This window comes from Porphyromonas gulae DSM 15663 (genome assembly GCF_000378065.1).
Taxonomy (GTDB): Bacteria; Bacteroidota; Bacteroidia; order Bacteroidales; family Porphyromonadaceae; genus Porphyromonas; species Porphyromonas gulae.
Genome location: NZ_KB899171.1, coordinates 1 through 19037, shown reverse-complemented (window position 1 = coordinate 19037; position 19037 = coordinate 1). Strand labels below are relative to the sequence as shown.

At 47.1% G+C, this 19037-nt stretch carries 18 protein-coding genes and 1 tRNA gene; 7 read left to right on the top strand and 12 right to left on the bottom strand.

Annotated elements, in window-relative coordinates; all coding sequences use genetic code 11:
- Positions 1–91: 91 nt before the first annotated feature.
- Positions 92–208, bottom strand: coding sequence for a DUF1661 domain-containing protein (locus tag F452_RS13395; RefSeq protein WP_394331883.1), 117 nt, complete (start codon positions 206–208; stop codon positions 92–94).
- Here F452_RS13395 and F452_RS13390 point away from each other — a divergent pair.
- The 5 genes from F452_RS13390 (at position 159) to F452_RS0108015 (ending at position 5516) form a co-directional block, all read left to right on the top strand.
- The gene (locus F452_RS13390; RefSeq protein WP_369684604.1) at positions 159–284 is read left to right on the top strand and encodes a DUF1661 domain-containing protein; all 126 of its coding nucleotides are present in this window, start codon (positions 159–161) and stop codon (positions 282–284) included. The two genes, F452_RS13395 and F452_RS13390, sit on opposite strands and share 50 nt — an antisense overlap.
- A gap of 415 nt (positions 285–699) precedes the next feature.
- Positions 700–1641, top strand: coding sequence for an NAD(P)H-dependent flavin oxidoreductase (locus F452_RS0108025; RefSeq protein ID WP_026292310.1), 942 nt, complete (start codon positions 700–702; stop codon positions 1639–1641).
- On the top strand, positions 1638–1868 hold the full coding sequence (locus tag F452_RS13385) for a cysteine-rich CWC family protein (protein ID WP_080637711.1): 231 nt from the start codon (positions 1638–1640) through the stop codon (positions 1866–1868). The genes F452_RS0108025 and F452_RS13385 overlap by 4 nt, the downstream gene beginning before the upstream one ends.
- Positions 1869–1940: 72 nt before the next feature.
- A complete protein-coding gene (locus tag F452_RS0108020; RefSeq protein ID WP_026292309.1) occupies positions 1941–3587 on the top strand; it encodes a fumarate hydratase in 1647 nt (548 codons plus the stop codon).
- 120 nt (positions 3588–3707) lie between these two features.
- Entirely contained in the window at positions 3708–5516 is a 1809-nt protein-coding gene (locus F452_RS0108015; RefSeq protein ID WP_018965694.1) for a DNA polymerase III subunit gamma/tau, read from the top strand.
- 414 nt (positions 5517–5930) lie between these two features.
- On the opposite strand, the gene F452_RS11605 is transcribed toward F452_RS0108015, so the two are convergent.
- The 10 genes from F452_RS11605 to F452_RS0107965 form a co-directional block, all read right to left on the bottom strand.
- Complete coding sequence (locus F452_RS11605) at positions 5931–6101, bottom strand: DUF362 domain-containing protein (RefSeq protein ID WP_010956309.1); 171 nt, start codon at positions 6099–6101, stop codon at positions 5931–5933.
- 335 nt (positions 6102–6436) lie between these two features.
- Positions 6437–7885, bottom strand: coding sequence for a D-alanyl-D-alanine carboxypeptidase/D-alanyl-D-alanine endopeptidase (gene dacB / locus F452_RS0108005; RefSeq protein ID WP_235317531.1), 1449 nt, complete (start codon positions 7883–7885; stop codon positions 6437–6439).
- Between the two features lie 105 nt (positions 7886–7990).
- A complete protein-coding gene (locus F452_RS12340) occupies positions 7991–9127 on the bottom strand; it encodes a UDP-N-acetylglucosamine 4,6-dehydratase family protein (protein ID WP_160224166.1) in 1137 nt (378 codons plus the stop codon).
- A 971-nt stretch (positions 9128–10098) separates the two neighbouring features.
- Positions 10099–10170, bottom strand: a tRNA-Arg gene (locus tag F452_RS0107995).
- 73 nt (positions 10171–10243) lie between these two features.
- Positions 10244–11902, bottom strand: a complete 1659-nt coding sequence (locus F452_RS0107990) for a dipeptidase (RefSeq protein ID WP_018965690.1) — start codon at positions 11900–11902, stop codon at positions 10244–10246.
- Between the two features lie 145 nt (positions 11903–12047).
- On the bottom strand, positions 12048–13130 hold the full coding sequence (gene aroC / locus F452_RS0107985; RefSeq protein ID WP_018965689.1) for a chorismate synthase: 1083 nt from the start codon (positions 13128–13130) through the stop codon (positions 12048–12050).
- A gap of 155 nt (positions 13131–13285) precedes the next feature.
- The gene (locus F452_RS0107980; protein WP_018965688.1) at positions 13286–13861 is read right to left on the bottom strand and encodes an FKBP-type peptidyl-prolyl cis-trans isomerase; all 576 of its coding nucleotides are present in this window, start codon (positions 13859–13861) and stop codon (positions 13286–13288) included.
- A 50-nt stretch (positions 13862–13911) separates the two neighbouring features.
- Entirely contained in the window at positions 13912–14382 is a 471-nt protein-coding gene (locus tag F452_RS10860; protein ID WP_018965687.1) for a hypothetical protein, read from the bottom strand.
- 32 nt (positions 14383–14414) lie between these two features.
- A complete protein-coding gene (locus F452_RS0107970; protein WP_018965686.1) occupies positions 14415–14825 on the bottom strand; it encodes a hypothetical protein in 411 nt (136 codons plus the stop codon).
- 47 nt (positions 14826–14872) lie between these two features.
- Entirely contained in the window at positions 14873–15439 is a 567-nt protein-coding gene (locus F452_RS0107965; RefSeq protein ID WP_026292307.1) for an RNA polymerase sigma factor, read from the bottom strand.
- A gap of 842 nt (positions 15440–16281) precedes the next feature.
- Here F452_RS0107965 and mnmE point away from each other — a divergent pair.
- On the top strand, positions 16282–17706 hold the full coding sequence (gene mnmE, locus F452_RS0107950; RefSeq protein ID WP_018965682.1) for a tRNA uridine-5-carboxymethylaminomethyl(34) synthesis GTPase MnmE: 1425 nt from the start codon (positions 16282–16284) through the stop codon (positions 17704–17706).
- A 35-nt stretch (positions 17707–17741) separates the two neighbouring features.
- Here mnmE and F452_RS11140 read toward each other — a convergent pair whose 3' ends face one another.
- Entirely contained in the window at positions 17742–18524 is a 783-nt protein-coding gene (locus F452_RS11140; RefSeq protein ID WP_018965681.1) for a hypothetical protein, read from the bottom strand.
- A gap of 99 nt (positions 18525–18623) precedes the next feature.
- Between F452_RS11140 and F452_RS0107940 the strand changes: the two genes are divergently transcribed.
- Positions 18624–19037 (top strand): DUF4372 domain-containing protein (locus tag F452_RS0107940; protein WP_018965680.1); only part of this gene is annotated, 414 nt, incomplete at its 3' end.

Genomic DNA, 19037 nt, shown 5'->3' with positions numbered 1-19037 from the left:
ATTTCACTTTTCAGTTAAGTTTTGAGTCCCTTTTTAGATGAATGGAAGCAATCCCAGATCTCTTCTCTCTGTTTCATGAACGGGAAAACTGTCACTCTTCTTTGTCCGTGCTCTCCTGTTTCTGGAACCAAAAACGACCGAATTGCGGTTCGTGGATTTTGAAAAACACGTCTGAGAAGTTTTTCGTTCCGGCGCGACTTTTTTTCAATTCCCGAGCCAAACCGAAAATTTTCTCGCGCCACGTTTTTTGCAACGTCATTTGTCTGATTTTACGAACCACATGAGATCTTAGAAAGTCGCGAGAGGGAAGCGAAAAAGACTGTTTGCCGCCTATACCGTATTCTTCGCTTCTGCCTGCGTGTCGTCTGCTTGGATGTAGGGTATATCGCATCGGGGAAGTTCCTTTCCCCTCGGCATCGAAACAGCAGGGTGTAGAAGTCGGCTTTTGTTCCTATTTTTGTGATTATGGTCGAGATTTATATCTGAAACAGAATTGTAAGAGGCATATCCGTGAATTGCCGCTTTTCATGTAGTTGGGCTTTCCTGTACGTCTCATAATATTGTGTGCCGGTGCAAGAACCTGAAAGATGTGAGTACGGTTGTACTCTTACAAGGTGCGTCGGTTTGAATAAGGATAAGACTATACGAACCGAAGTGCAATAGAACAACAGATACAATACAAAATAAGAAGAATAAGAAATGAATAGAATTTGCGAATTATTGGGTATCGAGCATCCGATCATATCGGGAGGAATGGTATGGTGCAGCGGTTGGAGACTGGCTTCTGCTGTGAGCAACTGCGGTGGTTTGGGACTTATAGGTGCGGGATCCATGCATCCGGACAATCTGGAACACCACATCCGTTCTTGTAAAGCTGCTACAGACAAGCCTTTCGGTGTGAACGTACCTCTTCTCTATCCCGAGATGGACAAGATCATGGAGATCATCATGAGGGAGCATGTGCCCGTAGTGGTAACGTCAGCCGGCAGTCCGAAGGTATGGACACCCAAGCTGAAAGCTGCCGGTAGCAAGGTAATACATGTAGTGAGCAGTGCCACATTCGCTCGCAAATCGGAGGCTGCCGGTGTAGATGCCATCGTAGCCGAAGGATTCGAAGCCGGCGGACATAATGGACGGGAGGAGACTACGACCCTCTGCCTGATACCCGAAGTGGTGGATGCCGTGAGCATTCCTGTGGTTGCTGCCGGAGGGATTGCTTCCGGCCGTGCAGTTGCCGCTGCTTTGGCCTTGGGTGCCGATGCCGTACAGGTGGGCACGCGTTTTGCTCTGAGTGAAGAAAGCTCCGCTCATGAAGACTTCAAAGCGCATTGCCGCCAGTCTGTGGAGGGAGATACGATGCTTTCGCTCAAGGCTGTATCGCCTACGCGGCTGCTGAAGAACAAATTCTATCAGGATGTATTCGCTGCCGAGCAGCGTGGTGCTTCCGTGGAAGAGCTACGCGAGCTACTCGGTCGTGGTCGTGCCAAGCAGGGTATCTTCGAAGGCGACCTGCACGAGGGCGAATTGGAGATAGGCCAAGCAGCATCGCAGATACGTCATGCGGAGACAGTGGCCGAGATCATGGCTGATCTGGTGGATGGATACAAGCGATCGTTGGCCGGTATGCCTGCTGTGATATGAGCCTGAATCTATCGGGAAACTACCGCCGGAAAGTCTGTCCCCGTTGTGGGAGAGGCTTTCTATGCGGTCATGATCTTCCCGATATGCGATGCGACTGTAGGACGGTACAACTGCAATCGCATCACTTCGAATTCCTCCGACGACATTATCACGACTGCCTGTGCCTGACCTGCCTGAAGGAAATAGCAAGTGCATCCGCAGAGCAAATACTCCGAATGCGCCCGTGAGGAAACTTCCTGTATGAGGAGGCCTCAAAAAAAGAACCGATTATCACTTTAATAACAACAGTTACGATTACTATGGCAACTCCAGATTTTAAGTATCAGAAGCCCTTCCCTATGGGGGACGATACGACAGAGTATTATTTGCTGACGAAGGAGTATGTGTCCGTGGACAAGTTTGGCGATCATGATGTCCTGAGAGTGGAGCCGGAAGCTCTGCGATTACTTGCGCGGACGGCTTTTCATGACATTGCTTTCTATTTGCGACCGGAGCATCAGCAGCAGGTGGCTCGGATCCTATCCGATCCGGAAGCCAGCGAAAATGACAAATTCGTGGCTCTGACTTTCCTGCGCAATTCGGAAGTTTCGGCCAAAGGACAGCTCCCGTTCTGTCAGGATACGGGCACGGCTATCATCCTCGGCAAGAAGGGACAGCAGGTCTGGACGGGCGGTCATGACGAAGAACAGCTCTCGCATGGTGTCTATGATACCTATACACAGGAGAACCTGCGCTATTCGCAGAATGCTCCCTTGGACATGTATAAGGAAGTGAATACGGGGTGCAACCTGCCGGCACAGATCGACCTGATGGCCGTGGACGGCATGGAGTACGACTTTCTCTGCATAGCCAAAGGAGGAGGGTCGGCCAATAAGACGTATCTCTATCAGGAAACGAAAGCACTGCTCAACCCCAAGACGCTGGTGAACTTCCTCGTGGAGAAGATGAGTTCTTTGGGTACGGCTGCCTGTCCTCCGTATCACATCGCATTCGTGATAGGCGGAACTTCGGCCGAAGCGAACCTCAAGACCGTTAAGCTGGCTTCGGCCAAGTACTACGACAATCTGCCGACTTCGGGCAACGAAGGCGGGCGTGCTTTCCGCGACATCGAGCTGGAGAAGGAGGTGCTGGAGGCTTCGCATCGCTTGGGCTTGGGTGCTCAGTTTGGCGGTAAGTACTTCGCTCACGATGTGCGCATCATCCGCCTGCCCCGACATGGAGCGAGCTGTCCCGTAGGTATGGGTGTCAGTTGTTCGGCAGACCGTAATATCAAAGCAAAGATCAATAAAGACGGTATCTGGATTGAAAAGATGGAGACCAATCCGGCACGTCTCATCCCTGAATCCATGCGTGAGGGTACAGAGGGCACGGTAGTCAAGGTGGATCTGAATCGTCCGATGCCTGAGATTCTGAAAGAGCTGTCGCAGTATCCTGTTTCCACCCGTTTGTCTCTCAGCGGTACGATCATCGTCGGGCGTGATATTGCTCACGCCAAACTGAAGGAGCGTATCGACCGTGGTGAGGGTTTGCCCGACTATGTCAAGAATCATCCCATCTATTATGCCGGTCCGGCCAAGACGCCGAAGGGGATGCCGAGCGGTTCGTTCGGGCCTACGACGGCAGGCCGTATGGATAGCTATGTGGATCTTTTCCAATCGTACGGGGGCAGTATGGTGATGATAGCCAAAGGCAACCGCTCACAGCAAGTGACGGATGCATGTAAGAAGTATGGCGGATTCTACCTCGGCAGCGTCGGTGGCCCTGCAGCCATTCTGGCTCAGGACAGCATCAAGAAAGTGGAGTGTCTGGAATATCCCGAGCTGGGAATGGAGGCTATCTGGAAGATCGAAGTGGAGGACTTCCCTGCCTTTATTCTGGTAGACGACAAGGGCAATGATTTCTTTACTCAGATAAGGGAGAAGTGTAAGGGTTGTGCCTTGCATTGATATTGTACGGTTTTTTCACTGAAAACATCGGAGGCTATGTCGTGAGAGTTCTCTCTCCGGCATAGCCTCTACTGCTTCTTTTTAGTTTACCTTTGTTTCCTAAGCAAACAGGCTCGGCTCATGGAAACGAAATATATCGTATCTGCACTCAAATATCGCCCCGATTCTTTTGCCTCGATGGTCGGTCAGGAGGCATTGTCCGCTACGCTCAAAAGCTCCATCGTACAGCAAAAGACTGCTCATGCCTATCTCTTTTGTGGCCCGCGTGGGGTGGGAAAAACCTCTTGTGCACGCATCTTTGCCCGTGCCATCAACTGTCTGGAGCGGTTGCCGGATGGGGAGGCTTGCGGACGATGCGAATCCTGCAAGGCTTTCGATGAGCAGCGATCCATGAATATATATGAACTGGATGCCGCTTCGAACAATTCGGTAGATGATATTCGTCTCTTGATAGAGCAGGCCAATGTGCCGCCACAGATCGGAAAATACAAGATCTACATCATCGACGAGGTACACATGCTCTCGCAGCAAGCCTTCAATGCTTTCCTGAAGACTCTCGAAGAACCGCCTTCTTATGTGATCTTTATATTGGCGACCACAGAGAAGCACAAGATCCTGCCTACTATTCTCTCGCGCTGTCAGATATTCGACTTCAAACGAATACCACCGGCCCGAATAGAACAACACCTGCGGTACGTGGCGGACAGCGAGGGGATAAAAGCCGAAGCCGAAGCTTTGGCTATAATAGCGACAAAAGCCGATGGAGGAATGCGCGATGCTCTTTCGCTCTTCGACCGCATTGCCCGTTTCTCGGAAGGCAATATTACCTATGCCAATACGATAGAGAATCTGAATATCCTCGACTACGATTATTATTTCCGTCTGACGGATTTCTTTCTGCAGGGGGATTACAGATCCGTCTTGATCGTGCTGGACGAATTGCTGGCCAAGGGATTCGACGGACAGGTAATCGTGAGCGGATTGGCTTCTTTCTTCCGCGATTTGATGATGGCTCAGGATGCTTCTACTCTGCCGCTGTTGGAGCAGTCCGAAGTAGTCATACAGCGATATGTGGATATGGCAGCACGTTGCCCCACTTCTTTCTTGTACCAATCGCTCAAGATACTGAATGCCTGTGACCAGCAGTATCGCCAGAGCAATGGCAAACGCCTGCTGTTGGAGTTGTCGCTGATGAATATCGCAGCTTTATTCAGCAAGGGGCTGACTGCTCAGCCCGCAACCCATGCGACGCAGCAGGCGAATCCTGTGGCGAGCGGATCAGTACCTCCTCAGCCGGCTCCGGCCAAAGTGCAGCCATCCCCTGCTCCTTCTCAACCTTCTGATCCGCCCACACCAAGTGTCGATGCGCAGCAACTGCAACCTGAAACTTCCGCTCCGACCATCACCGAAGACAAGCCTGTGCAGACTAAAGTGGTACCTCCAACGCGCCCGATGGCAACACCTATTGTAGGATCCGAAGGTCGGTTTACATTGAGAGGAATCCGCAGTAAGCAGGAACAACTCCAAAATGACAAGCAGGAGATTCGGACAGAAATGACCGAATCATTCGATGAAGAGCAGCTGCAACTCGCTTGGATCGAATTTGCCGAAACAAAGCTCTCGGAAGAGATCCATCTGAAAAAGACGATGGCTAATTGCCTTCCTAAGCTCCGACTCGGAACCTCCGCTTTCGACGTGGAAGTACTCAATAGCAATCAAGAAGAGGAGATCAATAACGTTTCGTCTCGTTTGCTGAGTTTCCTTGCGGATAAGTTGCATAATACGACCATACAAATGAGTGTCCGCGTATCCGAAGCTACGTCTCTGAACCGTGTGCCTGTCTCTTTGGACGAAAAGATCGAACGCCTTAATCAGGAGAATCCTCTTTTTGATGAGCTTCGGACTCGTCTCGGTCTTAGTCTGGTATAGCCTTTCGTCCATTTTATAAAGAGACGTAAGTTCTCTCAAAGAGGATGAAATAGGACGGGCGATTATACCTTCCTCTCGGAGCTTCCATAGCTTCTTTCAAAAACTACTAGTAAATTTCGCTGAAACTACTAGTAGATTCTTCCAAAACTACTAGTAGTTTTGCGGGAAACCACTAGTAGTTTTGACATGCGTTAAAAGAGCATTGACGTGTCCTGAAAAATGTTGGTAGCCACTGAGGCGGTTAATTCCATCTTGGCTCGACACCGTTTTGGGCTATGACCGATTAAGGATTTACCCCTGTCTTCCATGAATCTGCCGACTTGATCGTTTTCAGCATATCTATACATACAAAAAGGCCACCCCTTCATATGAAAGAGCGGCCGTATCTGTCTCTGTTTCTAACCTAACCTGAAATTATTCGGCAGGATGGATAGCTTCAGAAGGGCATGCTGCAGCACAAGTGCCACAATCAATACATGTGTCTGCATCGATTTTATAGATGCTACCTTCAGAGATAGCTGATACCGGACATTCATCGATGCATGATCCGCATGCTACACAACTGTCATTAATAACGTAAGCCATAGTTTTGTAATAGTTTTATGGTAAGACAAATCTTGTTTATCGTATCGCTTTTCTGAAACAAAGGTAGAAAGAAAACTGGATGTACCAACATATAGGTATATGAATTTTTTCTCGCGTTTCTATCCTATGGAGTTAACTCGTTGGTTTTCTAATGTATTAAAGGGATTGCAAAGAAATTTTGGGCAATAAGTATTCGAGGGAAGTAGTATCGAGATACAAGAAAAAAGCGAATGGAATACCTATAGAGAGCTATATATGCTTGTTACCGGCAATCATTCCCACATAAAATTGGCATGAGATCAGGCAATAGGAATTAAGAAGAAATAAGGTGTTGTTTATTTCTCCCTTGGTCGGGCTTCCTTAGTAGAGGCAGCGGAAGAGAAGAAAGAGAGAAGGAAATCCGAAAATGCACGACGAACAGGTGTGGAAGAAGAAAAATCATTGCCAATCAAAACAACACTGTACCATTCCCCTTGGAATCTCACATAGCCGGCATAACCTAAAATACCCCGCATACTACCACTCTTGAGGTATGCCTCTATTGCTTCGTCCTTCATGAAGCTCTTCACTGTACCCTCTCTTCCGGCAAGAGGTAGGCTGTTCATGAACGAAGCGGTAACAAGATCGCCACGACTGATCATATCGATCAGTATTTGGCTGAGCGCATTCGGGCTAAAGTGGTTTCTACGGGAGAGACCGGATCCATCCGAGAGAGAAATGTCCGTATGCTGCAATCCTGTTTGGGAAGCCCAATAGTTTTGGACAACGGACAAACCTCGCTCTGTAGTATTGCCCCGATGGTTTTTCGATGCAAGGGGAGCTAATTGTTTCACAAAAGCTTCTGCAAAATGGTTCAGACTACGAAAATTCATTACTCGTACCAATGAATCCAATGGAAGAGATTCGTAGATCAATAATTCTTGAGTGATCGGTACAGCTTGGTACGAAGCGCGGCTCTCTCCTTGGCACAAAGTACCCGCAGCCGATAATAAGCCTTTGGCCCATGCTGCTCCGTATAGAGCAGGGTCGGGTAAATCCGTCTTGAGACGATAAGAAGCAATATTTGTCGGAAGTACCCCCGTAAGTGTTCGCTTGAGATTCAGCCCTTCGCCATAGCATCCGGCCGTATCCTTCCCTCGGCGGATCACCTTGATTCTGTTTTCCCACCGGACTTCCGGATGAGGAGGCTCTATTCTCAAAATACGAGCTTCCGAACCTGCTTGGCCTGTAGCAAGGATGACATCTATTCTGTTATCATTGATGTTAAATCCATAGACGCCGGCTCCGAAATAGTTGCCCTTGTCCTCATCAAGCCAACTCTCATTGACTCCCTCACGGTCAAAAGCCGATGCATCGATGATAATATCCCCTGTTATTTCTTTTATACCCCATTGCTTCATGGCATCGACCAGAGCATAGGCAAATCGACCGGAGTCAGTCGGTAAATAATTGGATGCAAGAGAAGGATCGCCTCCTCCTTTAATGATGAGGTTACCATCCAGAATCCCTTTTCGAATTTTGCCATCAATTCCTACTTTGGTATAAAATGGCATTTCGGGTCCCTTCAGGCGCAAAATGGATGCAGAGGTTACGAGCTTGACCAGAGAAGCCGGACAAAACTGTTCGTTTCCGCGATTGGATACGAAAAGGCTATCGTCCCGGCAGCGACGTATCTCCACGCCGATACGACTTTTTGTCTGCCTTTCAGCCTTCTTGATAATACCTATCGCACCCTTGTCTTGTGCAGAAAGGCTCTGCCCAAGAATGGCCAAAAGAATTAGCAAAAGATATTGTTTTATTATACGAGACGAGGGCATGAGTGCGTTGGGTGAATGGCTTTTTGTTTAGAAAATGACCTCCATTAAACAATGGCGATAGAACGGCTAGGCTCAAACAGCTGTCCGCTCATTGTCCAACTCCTCGTAAATAGAGTTTTTGCTAACAAATTCGGGCACCATCTCTTTGAGTAATCGTACTGTTCCTGTCATATCAACGTCTTTGGCCTTTTGCTCCAAAAGAGGGAGGAGTCTTTCTATCAGTTCTATGTCTACCTTACGAGTTTCCGCGATCTGAATCTTGGGGTGGATGGTAGGTTTGGTATTTTCCTTGTTATTCAGCAACTCTTCGTACAGCTTCTCTCCCGGCCGTAAGCCGGAAAAGACGATTTCAATATCCCTATCAGGTTCATATCCGGCCAACGTAATCATACGCTTGGCCAAATCATAAATTTTGACCGGCTCGCCCATATCGAACACGAATATCTCTCCACCTTCGCTCATGGAACCGGCTTCCAAGACTAACTGACAAGCCTCAGGAATAGTCATGAAGTAGCGGATGATATCCGGATGCGTGACCGTTACCGGCCCTCCTGCTGCTATTTGTTTCCTGAAAAATGGGATCACTGACCCATTGGATCCGAGTACATTCCCAAAGCGAGTGGTGACAAACCGTGTATGCCCCTGGATGCAGCCATCCTTTATCGCTTGGTCTAAAGATTGGACGACCATTTCGGCTGCTCGTTTCGTTGCTCCCATTACATTGGTCGGATTCACGGCCTTATCTGTCGATACCATCACCATGCGCTGTACTCCGTACTCAATAGCTTTGCGAGCTATCAATGTGGTACCAATCAAATTGTCCAAGACGGCCTCACATGGATTTTCCTCCATCAAGGGAACATGTTTGTATGCTGCAGCATGAAAAATGATTTCGGGCTGAAATTGCTGCAATACATAATCCAATCTGGAAACGCAACGAACATCACCGATAACCGGAGCTATTTTCTGATTCGGATAGTCTCTCTCTAATTCAAGACGTATTTCATGTAATGGCGACTCCCCCATATCAAAAAGGATGATATGCTTAACATGGAGTTTTGCAAGCTGTCGCACAATCTCGCTGCCGATCGAACCCGCTGCACCCGTGACCATGATACTTTTTTCTTTTAGTTCATGTCCGATTGACTCCATATTGAGGAATATCGGGGTGCGCCCCAAAAGATCTTCCACCTGGATTTCGCGCATCATGCGGCGTCCTTTGGGGTCTGCTTGTTCTATCGGCTTCTGACAAATAAAAAGTTTTATACGTCTTGCGATACACTCGGTAACAATATCCCTGTACTGGTCAAAAACATCCTCATTTGTAAAAAGCAATGTCTTTACACCCTGAGTGGAAATGATTTTTGCAAACCGATCAACTGTATTAAAATCAAAAATCGGAAGGCCATTAAGCCTCATTTTCCTGAGATTCGGATCACGTACGATAAAACCTTGTATATCCCATTGTCGCACCGAAGCATTGGTGATTTGATATGCCAAAGCTACACTACTACTGTCCATGCCGACTACCAAAGCTTTTCCATGGACTGCTTTGGTCCTGTTGAGTATATGATACACATAGACCACGGTTGTCCTAAAGGCTAATAGCAAAAACAACGTAAACAAGATGTCTATCAGTGTGACGAAAAAGACTAAAGGAATGGAAAAGAAAGCACAACCGACTAAAAATAGGATAGTTCCTTTACAGATACTGAAATAAAAGACTTTGCTAATCTCTCGAAATGTACTGTGGCGGATAATCCCACGGTAGAGACCAAACAAAAGCGAGAAAAGAATACTGGCAAAAAATGAGGTAGCCAAATAGAGTGAAAAAAGAATAGCCCTTTGTTCTATGCCCTTGTTAAGAAAGAAATAGACACAAAAAAAGCTAATAGCAGATGCTATACATGAGATGAGAAGATCAAATATAAAAACAACCTTTCTGCTAGCGTACGAATCTTTGAAAGATCGAAGAAGATTTACAATCAATGATCGAAAAAATTTCATCGTTAGTTATTATCATATAATTCTTGGAACAAAGATAAGAAAACAGCTATATATAATTCTTTTTCAGAGCATGGTTCTGCAGTGAATAAGTAAACGGAAATGTCTGTTTTGTAAATATATTATAAAAGGATGTCCGAATTCGTAGAAAGATTTGGACATCAAAAAAAGAGGTGTAGCTCCGTCGGGAATCGAACCCGAATCTATGGTTTAGGAAACCACTATTCTATCCGTTGAACTACAGAGCCAAAAAGACGAGACCGACCTTAATCGGTCTCATCCGTTTTCTTTTTCGGGGACAAAGATAGGGAATAAACCAACTTAATGTTGTTCTTTCTCTTTCTTGATTAGGCGTTCTGCTGCCTCGGATGTTGCTATCTGTCGGTAGTACTCCTGACTGTAGCCGGGGAAATCAGGCATGGCACTGAACCCGTATCCATTCGTCTTGAATCGGCCGTTCTCCTCTTTCTTGCGGTTGCCATCCATATATTTTACCATCAGATATTCGCCAAGACGCTTCCAGCGCGCTGTCGCCTTCTCTGCTTCTTCGTTACTGTAATTGGTCAGGAAAGCCACGGCTTTGGCCGGATCCTGAGCATATAGTTCTTGGGCTTGCTTGTCAATAATAGGAAGCATGCGATCGCAGCCGCCTTCAAGCTCTCGTTGTACAGGTCGAATGTCTGCTATCATCTGATCATAGCGATGATATGCCATGTTGGCCACCCAGTTATGGATCCAGAAAGCCGAAGTCCAAGAGAAGTGCATCATATCGCCATTGCCCTGACGGAAGCACTCTGGCACACGCGTAGTAGAACAATAGATAGGGGTCATAACAGCCATATCGGCATCGTCCACACCAAACCAATTGACACCACCGATTGCGTCGGGAAGCCAGTTACGCAGCTGAGCAACAAACACAAAGCCAGTCTGCTGGGTGGCAATTGCACGCTCATTGACGTACTCTTTTCCATCTACTTCGAAGCTCATCGGACGCCAACGGTAAGGCACTTTGTAGGGGCCGGCACCCGGATCGTTCGTCATACACAGTGAAGTGCCTTCATAGTGATCGCGCATCATATCACGCACATCGGCTACAGAGAGTTTGCGATCGGGGACAATGTAGAGAGGCATCTTATCCTTGCTTTGATTCCTGATGAATGCTTCGTACTTGCCCATACGCGAATTGAACTTATTGAAGAATGCCCATACGCGTGCTTCACAACCGCGAAGACCTCCTTCGGTATAGGGGTTGTATGCTTCCTGGAAACTGAAGTCCTTGTCAGCTCCTTTGAAGAAGCCCATTTCGCGAGCGAATGAAACTACATCCGGAGAGTAGAGATAATCTTTGCTCTTGAAATCGATTTGTTGGATACGAGCCTGATTGGCATGTGCACTGATGGCATTGTCGGGAATGCGTACAGCTACCCACACGGCTCCTTTGCGCCCCTTGCCCTTGCCGATCATTTCCAGAATCCAGACTTCGTTCTTATCGGCAATGCTAAAACTTTCGCCACTGCTGTGATAGCCATATTCTTTTACCAAATTGGTCATAACGTCTATGGCCTCACGAGCTGTTTTAGAACGCTGGAGAGCCACATAGATCAGGCTACCGTAGTCCATGATACCATCGCTTTCAGCCAATTCGGGACGTCCGCCCCATGTCGTCTCCGCAATAGCTACTTGATGTTCGTTCACATTGCCGATCACATTATAGGTATGCGCTACTTCCGGAATGAATCCAAGAGGTTTGTTCGTGTCCCATTCGACGATTTGGCGCATCGTTCCTTTGGCCCAGTCACGAGCAGCCCAGTGGTACAGCTCACCATAGAGTGTATGTGAATCTGCCGAATAGCTGATGATTACCGAACCGTCCGTCGAAGCTCCTTTGGCTACGATAAGATTAGTACATGCGTCTGCCTTAGGAGTCGCTACAACGATTCCCAATAGCACAGCACAGAGAAAACCGAATTTTCTTTTCATAAAGATGAGCAAAAGTTATGATTGTGATTATTGATTTTATACTTCTATGATTTCAGGGCTTCTATTTACAAACGTACCGCCGTAAAAGAATCTCACCAAAGGTAAGGCATTCGGATGAAACAAAGAATAAGGTACCCGTACAGCCTCATTGGCTACGACTCAATCCGGAAGCCAGATAGGCATCCGCCAGTGTCAGCCAAGCCATAGCCTCCACCACAGGAACCGCACGCGGCACCACGCAAGGATCGTGCCGTCCTTTTGCAGAAAGCAATATGCTTTCGCCCTGTTCATTGACAGTATGTTGCTCTCGGCCAATAGTCGGGGTAGGCTTGAATGCTATACGAAAATGAATATCCTGACCGGTGCTGATCCCTCCGCTAATACCTCCCGAATGATTGGACAGAAACGAAACGCCTCCCTCTTCTCCGCCGACCATCTGATCATTGGCTTCGGAGCCACGCATGGAGGCCAAGGCAAATCCATCTCCGATCTCAAATCCTTTGGCTGCATTGATGCTTAGCATCGCAGCTCCAAGAGCAGCATGCAGTTTGCCATAAAGAGGTTCGCCCCAACCGACCGGAACACCACTTACATGGCAATCGACTATGCCTCCCACACTGTCGGATTCGTCCTTGGCTGTTTCTATTACAGCTTCCATCTGTCTGGAAACATCGGGGTCAGGGCAACGAATGGGGGAGGACTCTACTTCTTCAAGGCTATATTTCTTGGCCTTTTCCTGAGGTAGGCGGACGGAGCCGATTTGTGACGTGTAGGCTGTACACCGGATTCCCAATGGAGCAAGTAGTTGTTTGGCAACGGCTCCTGCCACTACGCGGATAGCAGTCTCGCGTGCGGAAGAACGTCCTCCACCACGGGGATCTCGGATACCGTATTTATGGAAATATGTATAGTCAGCGTGTCCTGGACGAAAGATGGTGCTGAGACTGTCGTAGTCGGCAGAACGTACATCTTTATTATCTATTATAAATGCAATGGGAGCACCGATGGTTCTTCCCCGAAATAGGCCGGAGACGAACTGTACCATATCGCTCTCTTGTCGGGGAGAGGTATAAGACGACTGCCCGGGACGGCGACGAAGCAACTCTTGCTCGATAGCTTCCGTATCCACGAAAAGCCCTGCCGGACAGCCGTCAATGATACCCCCGATAGCCTTGCCGTGGGATTCGCCGAATGTAGTCAGCCGGAATAGCTTGCCTATTGTGTTCATAACGATGTATAATAGCTGTGTTTGTGTTTGCGATATTCTCTGCTTCAGACAGTGTTTCTGACGAAGAGGAGATGTGGAGAAATTAAAAAACTCCAAGCCATTGCTTTTTTAGAGACAATGGTTTGGAGCTTTTCTCTGTTTATTATTCGTTCCGATCAGTGACAGCCACAACCGCTGCCGCAGTCGCAACCATCTGACGATGATTCTCTTTCGCAGCTACAATCGCAACCGCAGCCGGACTGGCCTCCAAAGAACTGCTCGATCTCTTCTGCTGTTGCTTCGCGCTCTTCGATGATTTCTCCTACAAAATGAAGATTCTCACCGGCTAAAGGATGGTTGAAGTCCATTACCACTACATCGTCCCGAACTTCCAGTACGGAGCCTTGCAGGGTGTTGCCTTCGGCATCGCGCATCGGCACGGTGTTGCCTTCGTATACGATGGAAGAGTCGAATCGGCCTTCCTCGTCCTTGAAAATATCTTTGGGCAGCTCCAGTACGGCATCCTCCTGACGTGCCCCGTAGGCATCTTCGCTCTTAAGTTCGAAGTCGAACCTGTCACCGACATTCAGTCCGAACAAATTCTTTTCAAACTCAGGCAACATCATACCCATACCGTGTATATAACGCAGTGGTTGCTCTGCCGTAGCTTGCTCCATCAACTCTTTTTCTTCTGCAGATCCTACGTATAAGTCATAGCTGCAGATCACAAATTTATTTGCTGAAATACTCATTTTACCAAAATTATCTTGTTAAACGCCACCAAAAGTAGCATAAAAGGGGATCACTCGTAACTGCTCTGTAGAAACAGACGGGCAAATTTCCTCTCTGCGGCTCTCAATGCCATCACTTTGCGCATCGGCAGCACACGTTTGAATTTGTAGTAGTACTCCTTCTCCAGCCGTGCCTCAGCTATTTTATTGTCCAAGCTCTTATTGATGATCAGCTCCATGTCGCTATCGGTCAATTCGGGTTTTCTTTCCATCAGAGCTCGCTTCTGCCGAACATCCTTCCATAGGTCGTAACGCTTCGTGTCCAGTTCGTTGTATAGTGGGAGGAAAGCATCCGCCTCTTCCCGTGTCAGCTCCAACTCAAGAATGAAAAAGGAGTTGCGCTGATTCATGAACTCCTTCTTTCTTCCCTGTTGTTCACATTCCTGATATTTGGTGGCCAAAGAGTAGGGAGGCATAGCAGCCTGCAAGAGGGTTGGCAGCATGGCTGCCAATATAATAGTAAGAGAGAAGATTCGCTTCATACCGATTTAGATGGGGTGCGAGTGTCGTCCGATCATTCGCTGAAATCCGTTAGTACCCATTCGTCCGACACTGTCTCAGCACAGTTGTCATGGAGGAAATCCCTATAATCGGTGTCCTCGCTCCATCTGGCATCACCATGGTCCAATGCCACAAGTCCGGCCGATGTGGAGGTCGCTTTACCGGTATCCCCACTTTCTCCGAAAAGGCTGAAAGCCTTGAACATCCCGATCATCAGCAGGAATGATGCCGCCAAATAAAGCAATGGGCGTAGTTTATGCCACAATGCTACAGAATGCACCATCTCATCACTCTCTGCTTCTACAGCAGGGATCTGAGCCATGAGCTTGTCCGTAAAAGAGGAAAAGTAGTCATCCGGCACAGAGTAGTGTCGTGCACTATCCTCTTTCGGTCGGATATTCACATCGGGGTCGAACTGTTTCATGCGAGCTTAGTTAGTTACGATTATAGAGACTTCTTATTAGGGCGGGTTTAATCATCAGGCAACAAAAAACGCTCCAACTTCTTGACTGCATGGTGGTACGAAGCCTTGAGTGCTCCTTCCGAGGTGCCGGTGATCTCGGCCATTTTTTCGTAGGGCATTTCGTCGTAATAGCGAAGGTTGAACACCAAGCGCTGCTTGTCGGGCAATTCCAATATAGCCTTTTGGAAAGCGATCTCGGCCTCATCCCCATCGAAATAGACATCCCCCGTAAGGTTGTCCAGCAGATAGGAGTTTTCGTCCGTGATCGATATATTCATGTCGTCTTCGATCTTTTTCTTCTTCAGGAAATTGAGCGATTCGTACATGGCTATCCGATAGAGCCACGTAGAGAGTTTGGCTTCCCCCCGAAATCCGTCCAATGCACTCCATGCCTTCATAAAAGTATTTTGGAGCAAGTCGTCCGTGTCGTCATGACTGAGCACCATCCGACGGATTTGCCAGTAGAGTTTACGGTTGTAGAGGCGTACCACCTTTTCGAAGGCCGTACGCCGCCTTGCCGGATCTCTCAGCTCTTCCAGCAACTCTTCTTCCGAAATCAATAGCTTGTCAGCCATAATGATGCCGTAAAGATAGCAAAAGAGCGCTTTATCCATGTCAAAAAAGCCAAAGATTCAGCTCATACGATATTCCACATCAAGTTCCTTTTATCTTGTTGCCTTTACCGAAAAGTATTATAAATGCTTTTGGCTTATCCCCCAAAAAATACGCGCCAAAAAAGTTTTCAACAACGAAGATGAGTTTGGAATGATTCTAAATAAGCACCTAAATGGAAATGGATTTTGAAGTCAAAAAACAGAGGGGACGAATTTTTTACGCTCAAAACATGCTTTTCGTAAGAGCAGATAACGATCTATATAAAAATCGTTTGCGATAAATATATAGATCGTTTTCCATTTGTATATAAATCGTTTTCCATTTATATATAGATCGAAAGTCATTTCTATATAAATAGCAGACTGAAAAAGACCTTTCAGAGAGCTGAAATAAAAGAGGCACGCGTACGATTCGTGGTCGAACCGTGCGCGTGCCTTTCCACTTTGAAGACATATCAGAGGGCTTATTCCAGGCTATTCGTCATAGGGATATATGCTATTTGTCCGAATACCGAGACAGAGTGTACAGGAATGGAATGTACACGACAGGATTGTCCGGAAGGATGCAAGATATAAAAGCCTTCAATGTGCATATTCAATGATTGTAAAAGTTTATTTTCCAAGTAGTTCTATTCAAGCAATCGGCACTCTCGGTAGCAACATTCAATTTCCGAATAGAGAGCTCCATCATGATGACAAAAGTAAGAAAATATTCAGTCTCAGAAAGCGAACCGATTCGAATCCCTGGGTCTGCAGATTCCACCTATCTTTGTAATCGATCTCATTCAATCCTGACATCCAATATGTCTATTCTCCATTCCTTTAATAAGGATACCATCTGTGCTGTTGCTACTGCCTCAGGTGTAGGCGGTATCGCTGTAATTCGAGTTTCGGGTGCGGAGGCTCTGTCCATTGCACTTCGGCTTTTTAGTCCAAAGGGTAAGGCATTAAGTCCCGAGAGCATTCGCCCACGCCATGCCTATTATGGCGAAGTGTGGCACGAGTGCGAACTCATCGACGAACTCATTCTGACCTACTTCCACGCTCCCCACTCCTTTACAGGCGAAGACACCATAGAGCTTGCCTGCCACGGCTCGGTTTATATCCGCCGTCGCTTGCTGGAGGTGCTGATGGCAGAGGGTTGCCGTATGGCTCAGCCGGGCGAATTTACTCGCCGTGCTTATCTCAATGGACGTATGGATTTGAGTCGTGCCGAGGCGGTAGCGGACATCATTGCCAGCGAGAGCAAGGCACAGCACCAAATGGCGATGAAGCAACTGCGTGGTGGGTATAGCGAGGAGCTGAACGCTCTGCGAGAGGAACTCTTACGCCTAACAGGGCTTATGGAGTTAGAACTTGATTTTCCCGAGGAAGATGTAGAGTTTGCCGACCGTACCGAGCTCCTTGCACTTTGTGACCACATCGAACTTAAACTCCAAAAACTCATCGACAGCTATCGCCTTGGTAATGCCGTGAAGCGTGGCATCCCCGTTGCTATTGTCGGCACAACGAACGTCGGCAAAAGCACGCTGCTCAATGCCCTCCTTGGCGAGGAGCGGGCTATCGTGAGCGACATACACGGCACCACGCGCGACACGATCGAGGACACGATGCACATTGGGGGCTACCTCTTTCGTTTCGTTGATACGGCGGGGCTTCGTGAAACCACCGATACCATAGAGAGTCTTGGCATTGAGCGTAGCCGAAACAAAATCAAAGAGGCAGACATCATTCTTGCCGTAGTGGACGGCACACGTCTTAGTGAAGCTAACCAACTGGACTACATCAAAAGTATTTGGGACGAAAGGGGGGAGCGAACATTTATTCTACTTGTCAATAAAAGCGAAAGCCTCACCGAGACCGACCGAATCAGGCTCAGCGAGGCTCTACAAACGAAGCTCTCAACTACTACGACACCGCTATTTATTTCGGCTCGTGAGGGCAAGGGGATAAACGAACTACAAGGCGCACTCACCCAAGTAATGGATACGGCTAAGGCAAGCGAAGCCGACCTAATTGTGAGCAATGCCCGCCATCATCAACTCTTGCGTGATGCCCTTGATGCTCTTCTGCGCATGCGTTCGGGCTTTGATATGGGGCTCTCGACCGACCTATTGACGCTCGACCTCAGACACGCCATCACCTCGATCGGCGAAATCACAGGTCGCGACATCACCAGCGACGACACCCTCCACTACATCTTCGCCCACTTCTGCATCGGCAAGTAATACATCCATAAGTATTCACTGGAAGAATAAGTCAATTAAATAACAGAAATTAGTTCATCCAATTGTTGATTTAGTGTATAGATAATTCGCTCGTATTCAAAGGTAAATACATCTGAGAATCCTCTCTGAGTAGTTCTTATGGTATTTTGGAAACTATGAACTAGTGCACGCTTCTCCTCCTTCCTTACATCATTAGAAATAATGCAATCAAGGACATATCTACCCGTATCATACACCCAAGGATAATCATATTTTAATATTCCTAAGGTTAATATAATACTGTATACTTGGTGTTGACGAGATGAGGCTTCTTTGAATCTACCATCTTCCATAAGTATCCTCATACGCCGATTCATTTTTCGTTTTATTCCATTGTCCATAACGAAGTCAACTTTTTGAGCTAACTCGGAAGAGCTTCGTTTTAATTCTTCTATACTTTCATAAATTTTAGGGTCAGGAGATCGAAGTAGCTTCTGATTATTTCTAGATAGGTCTAGTATTTCCTCCAGAATATCATTATTTAGTTGCGTTTTTTGCCTAACAGTAGGAGCTGATGCAGGTTCTTCTTGTGGTATTGCTTTCAACTCTTGCTCTAAACAAGGGTACCAAACATCAAAAGTCTTTTCTAATTGTTTCTCATCGAGAGAGTCCTCACCACAAGCTTTGTTTATTGTTGTAACAAGTTTTCTAACATCCTCTTTTTCAAATACGGTAAGTTGGAACTGAAGGAGAGGACCTCCTTTAATATCTGAGCCTTTAAGATCAAATAAAAAAGGGGCAACGAAGGATTTGTCTATTGATTTAGAAAGTGCTCCCAATGTTGTCCTAAACGTTTTGGAGGATATAAGAAAAAGGAAGTAGAGCTAAGGAACAAAATGTTACCTTAGTAAAGAGTCCCCAACTCCTCTACTTCCTTTATGACAAATATAACACTCTTTGCGCAAGCCATCGGTAAACTACCGAAAGAAAAGATTAGAAAGATTATTCGCGAGTCCGGTACAGACAAACATTGCAAGGGTTACGATACTTGGAGTCAGTTTGTTAGCATGATGTTCAGCCAATTCTCAAACTGCGACTCTGTGAGAGACATTTCCAATGGTCTTAATTCCGCCAACGGCAATCTCAACCACTTAGGAATAGCTCGTGCTCCTTCTAAATCTACCATCGCTTATCAGAACGCCCACAGAAACAGTAAGGTATTCAGAGATATCTACTATGCCACTTTTCAACATTTTGGACAGCAGGGCTTGTGGCAACGTCGCAAATTCCGTTTCAAGGCTCCCATAAAATTGCTTGACTCCTCAATGGTGAGCTTGACGCTGTCCCTTTAT

What these genes read in the sequence shown, in the direction of transcription:
- F452_RS0108025 (WP_026292310.1), top strand. Translation starts at nt 700, where the DNA reads ATGAATAGAATTTGCGAATTATTGGGTATCGAGCATCCGATCATATCG.
- F452_RS13385 (WP_080637711.1), top strand. Translation starts at nt 1,638, where the DNA reads ATGAGCCTGAATCTATCGGGAAACTACCGCCGGAAAGTCTGTCCCCGT.
- F452_RS0108020 (WP_026292309.1), top strand. Translation starts at nt 1,941, where the DNA reads ATGGCAACTCCAGATTTTAAGTATCAGAAGCCCTTCCCTATGGGGGAC.
- F452_RS0108015 (WP_018965694.1), top strand. Translation starts at nt 3,708, where the DNA reads ATGGAAACGAAATATATCGTATCTGCACTCAAATATCGCCCCGATTCT.
- F452_RS11605 (WP_010956309.1), bottom strand. Translation starts at nt 6,101, where the DNA reads ATGGCTTACGTTATTAATGACAGTTGTGTAGCATGCGGATCATGCATC.
- F452_RS12340 (WP_160224166.1), bottom strand. Translation starts at nt 9,127, where the DNA reads ATGATGCGCGAAATCCAGGTGGAAGATCTTTTGGGGCGCACCCCGATA.
- F452_RS0107990 (WP_018965690.1), bottom strand. Translation starts at nt 11,902, where the DNA reads ATGAAAAGAAAATTCGGTTTTCTCTGTGCTGTGCTATTGGGAATCGTT.
- aroC (WP_018965689.1), bottom strand. Translation starts at nt 13,130, where the DNA reads ATGAACACAATAGGCAAGCTATTCCGGCTGACTACATTCGGCGAATCC.
- F452_RS0107980 (WP_018965688.1), bottom strand. Translation starts at nt 13,861, where the DNA reads ATGAGTATTTCAGCAAATAAATTTGTGATCTGCAGCTATGACTTATAC.
- F452_RS10860 (WP_018965687.1), bottom strand. Translation starts at nt 14,382, where the DNA reads ATGAAGCGAATCTTCTCTCTTACTATTATATTGGCAGCCATGCTGCCA.
- F452_RS0107970 (WP_018965686.1), bottom strand. Translation starts at nt 14,825, where the DNA reads ATGAAACAGTTCGACCCCGATGTGAATATCCGACCGAAAGAGGATAGT.
- F452_RS0107965 (WP_026292307.1), bottom strand. Translation starts at nt 15,439, where the DNA reads ATGGCTGACAAGCTATTGATTTCGGAAGAAGAGTTGCTGGAAGAGCTG.
- mnmE (WP_018965682.1), top strand. Translation starts at nt 16,282, where the DNA reads ATGTCTATTCTCCATTCCTTTAATAAGGATACCATCTGTGCTGTTGCT.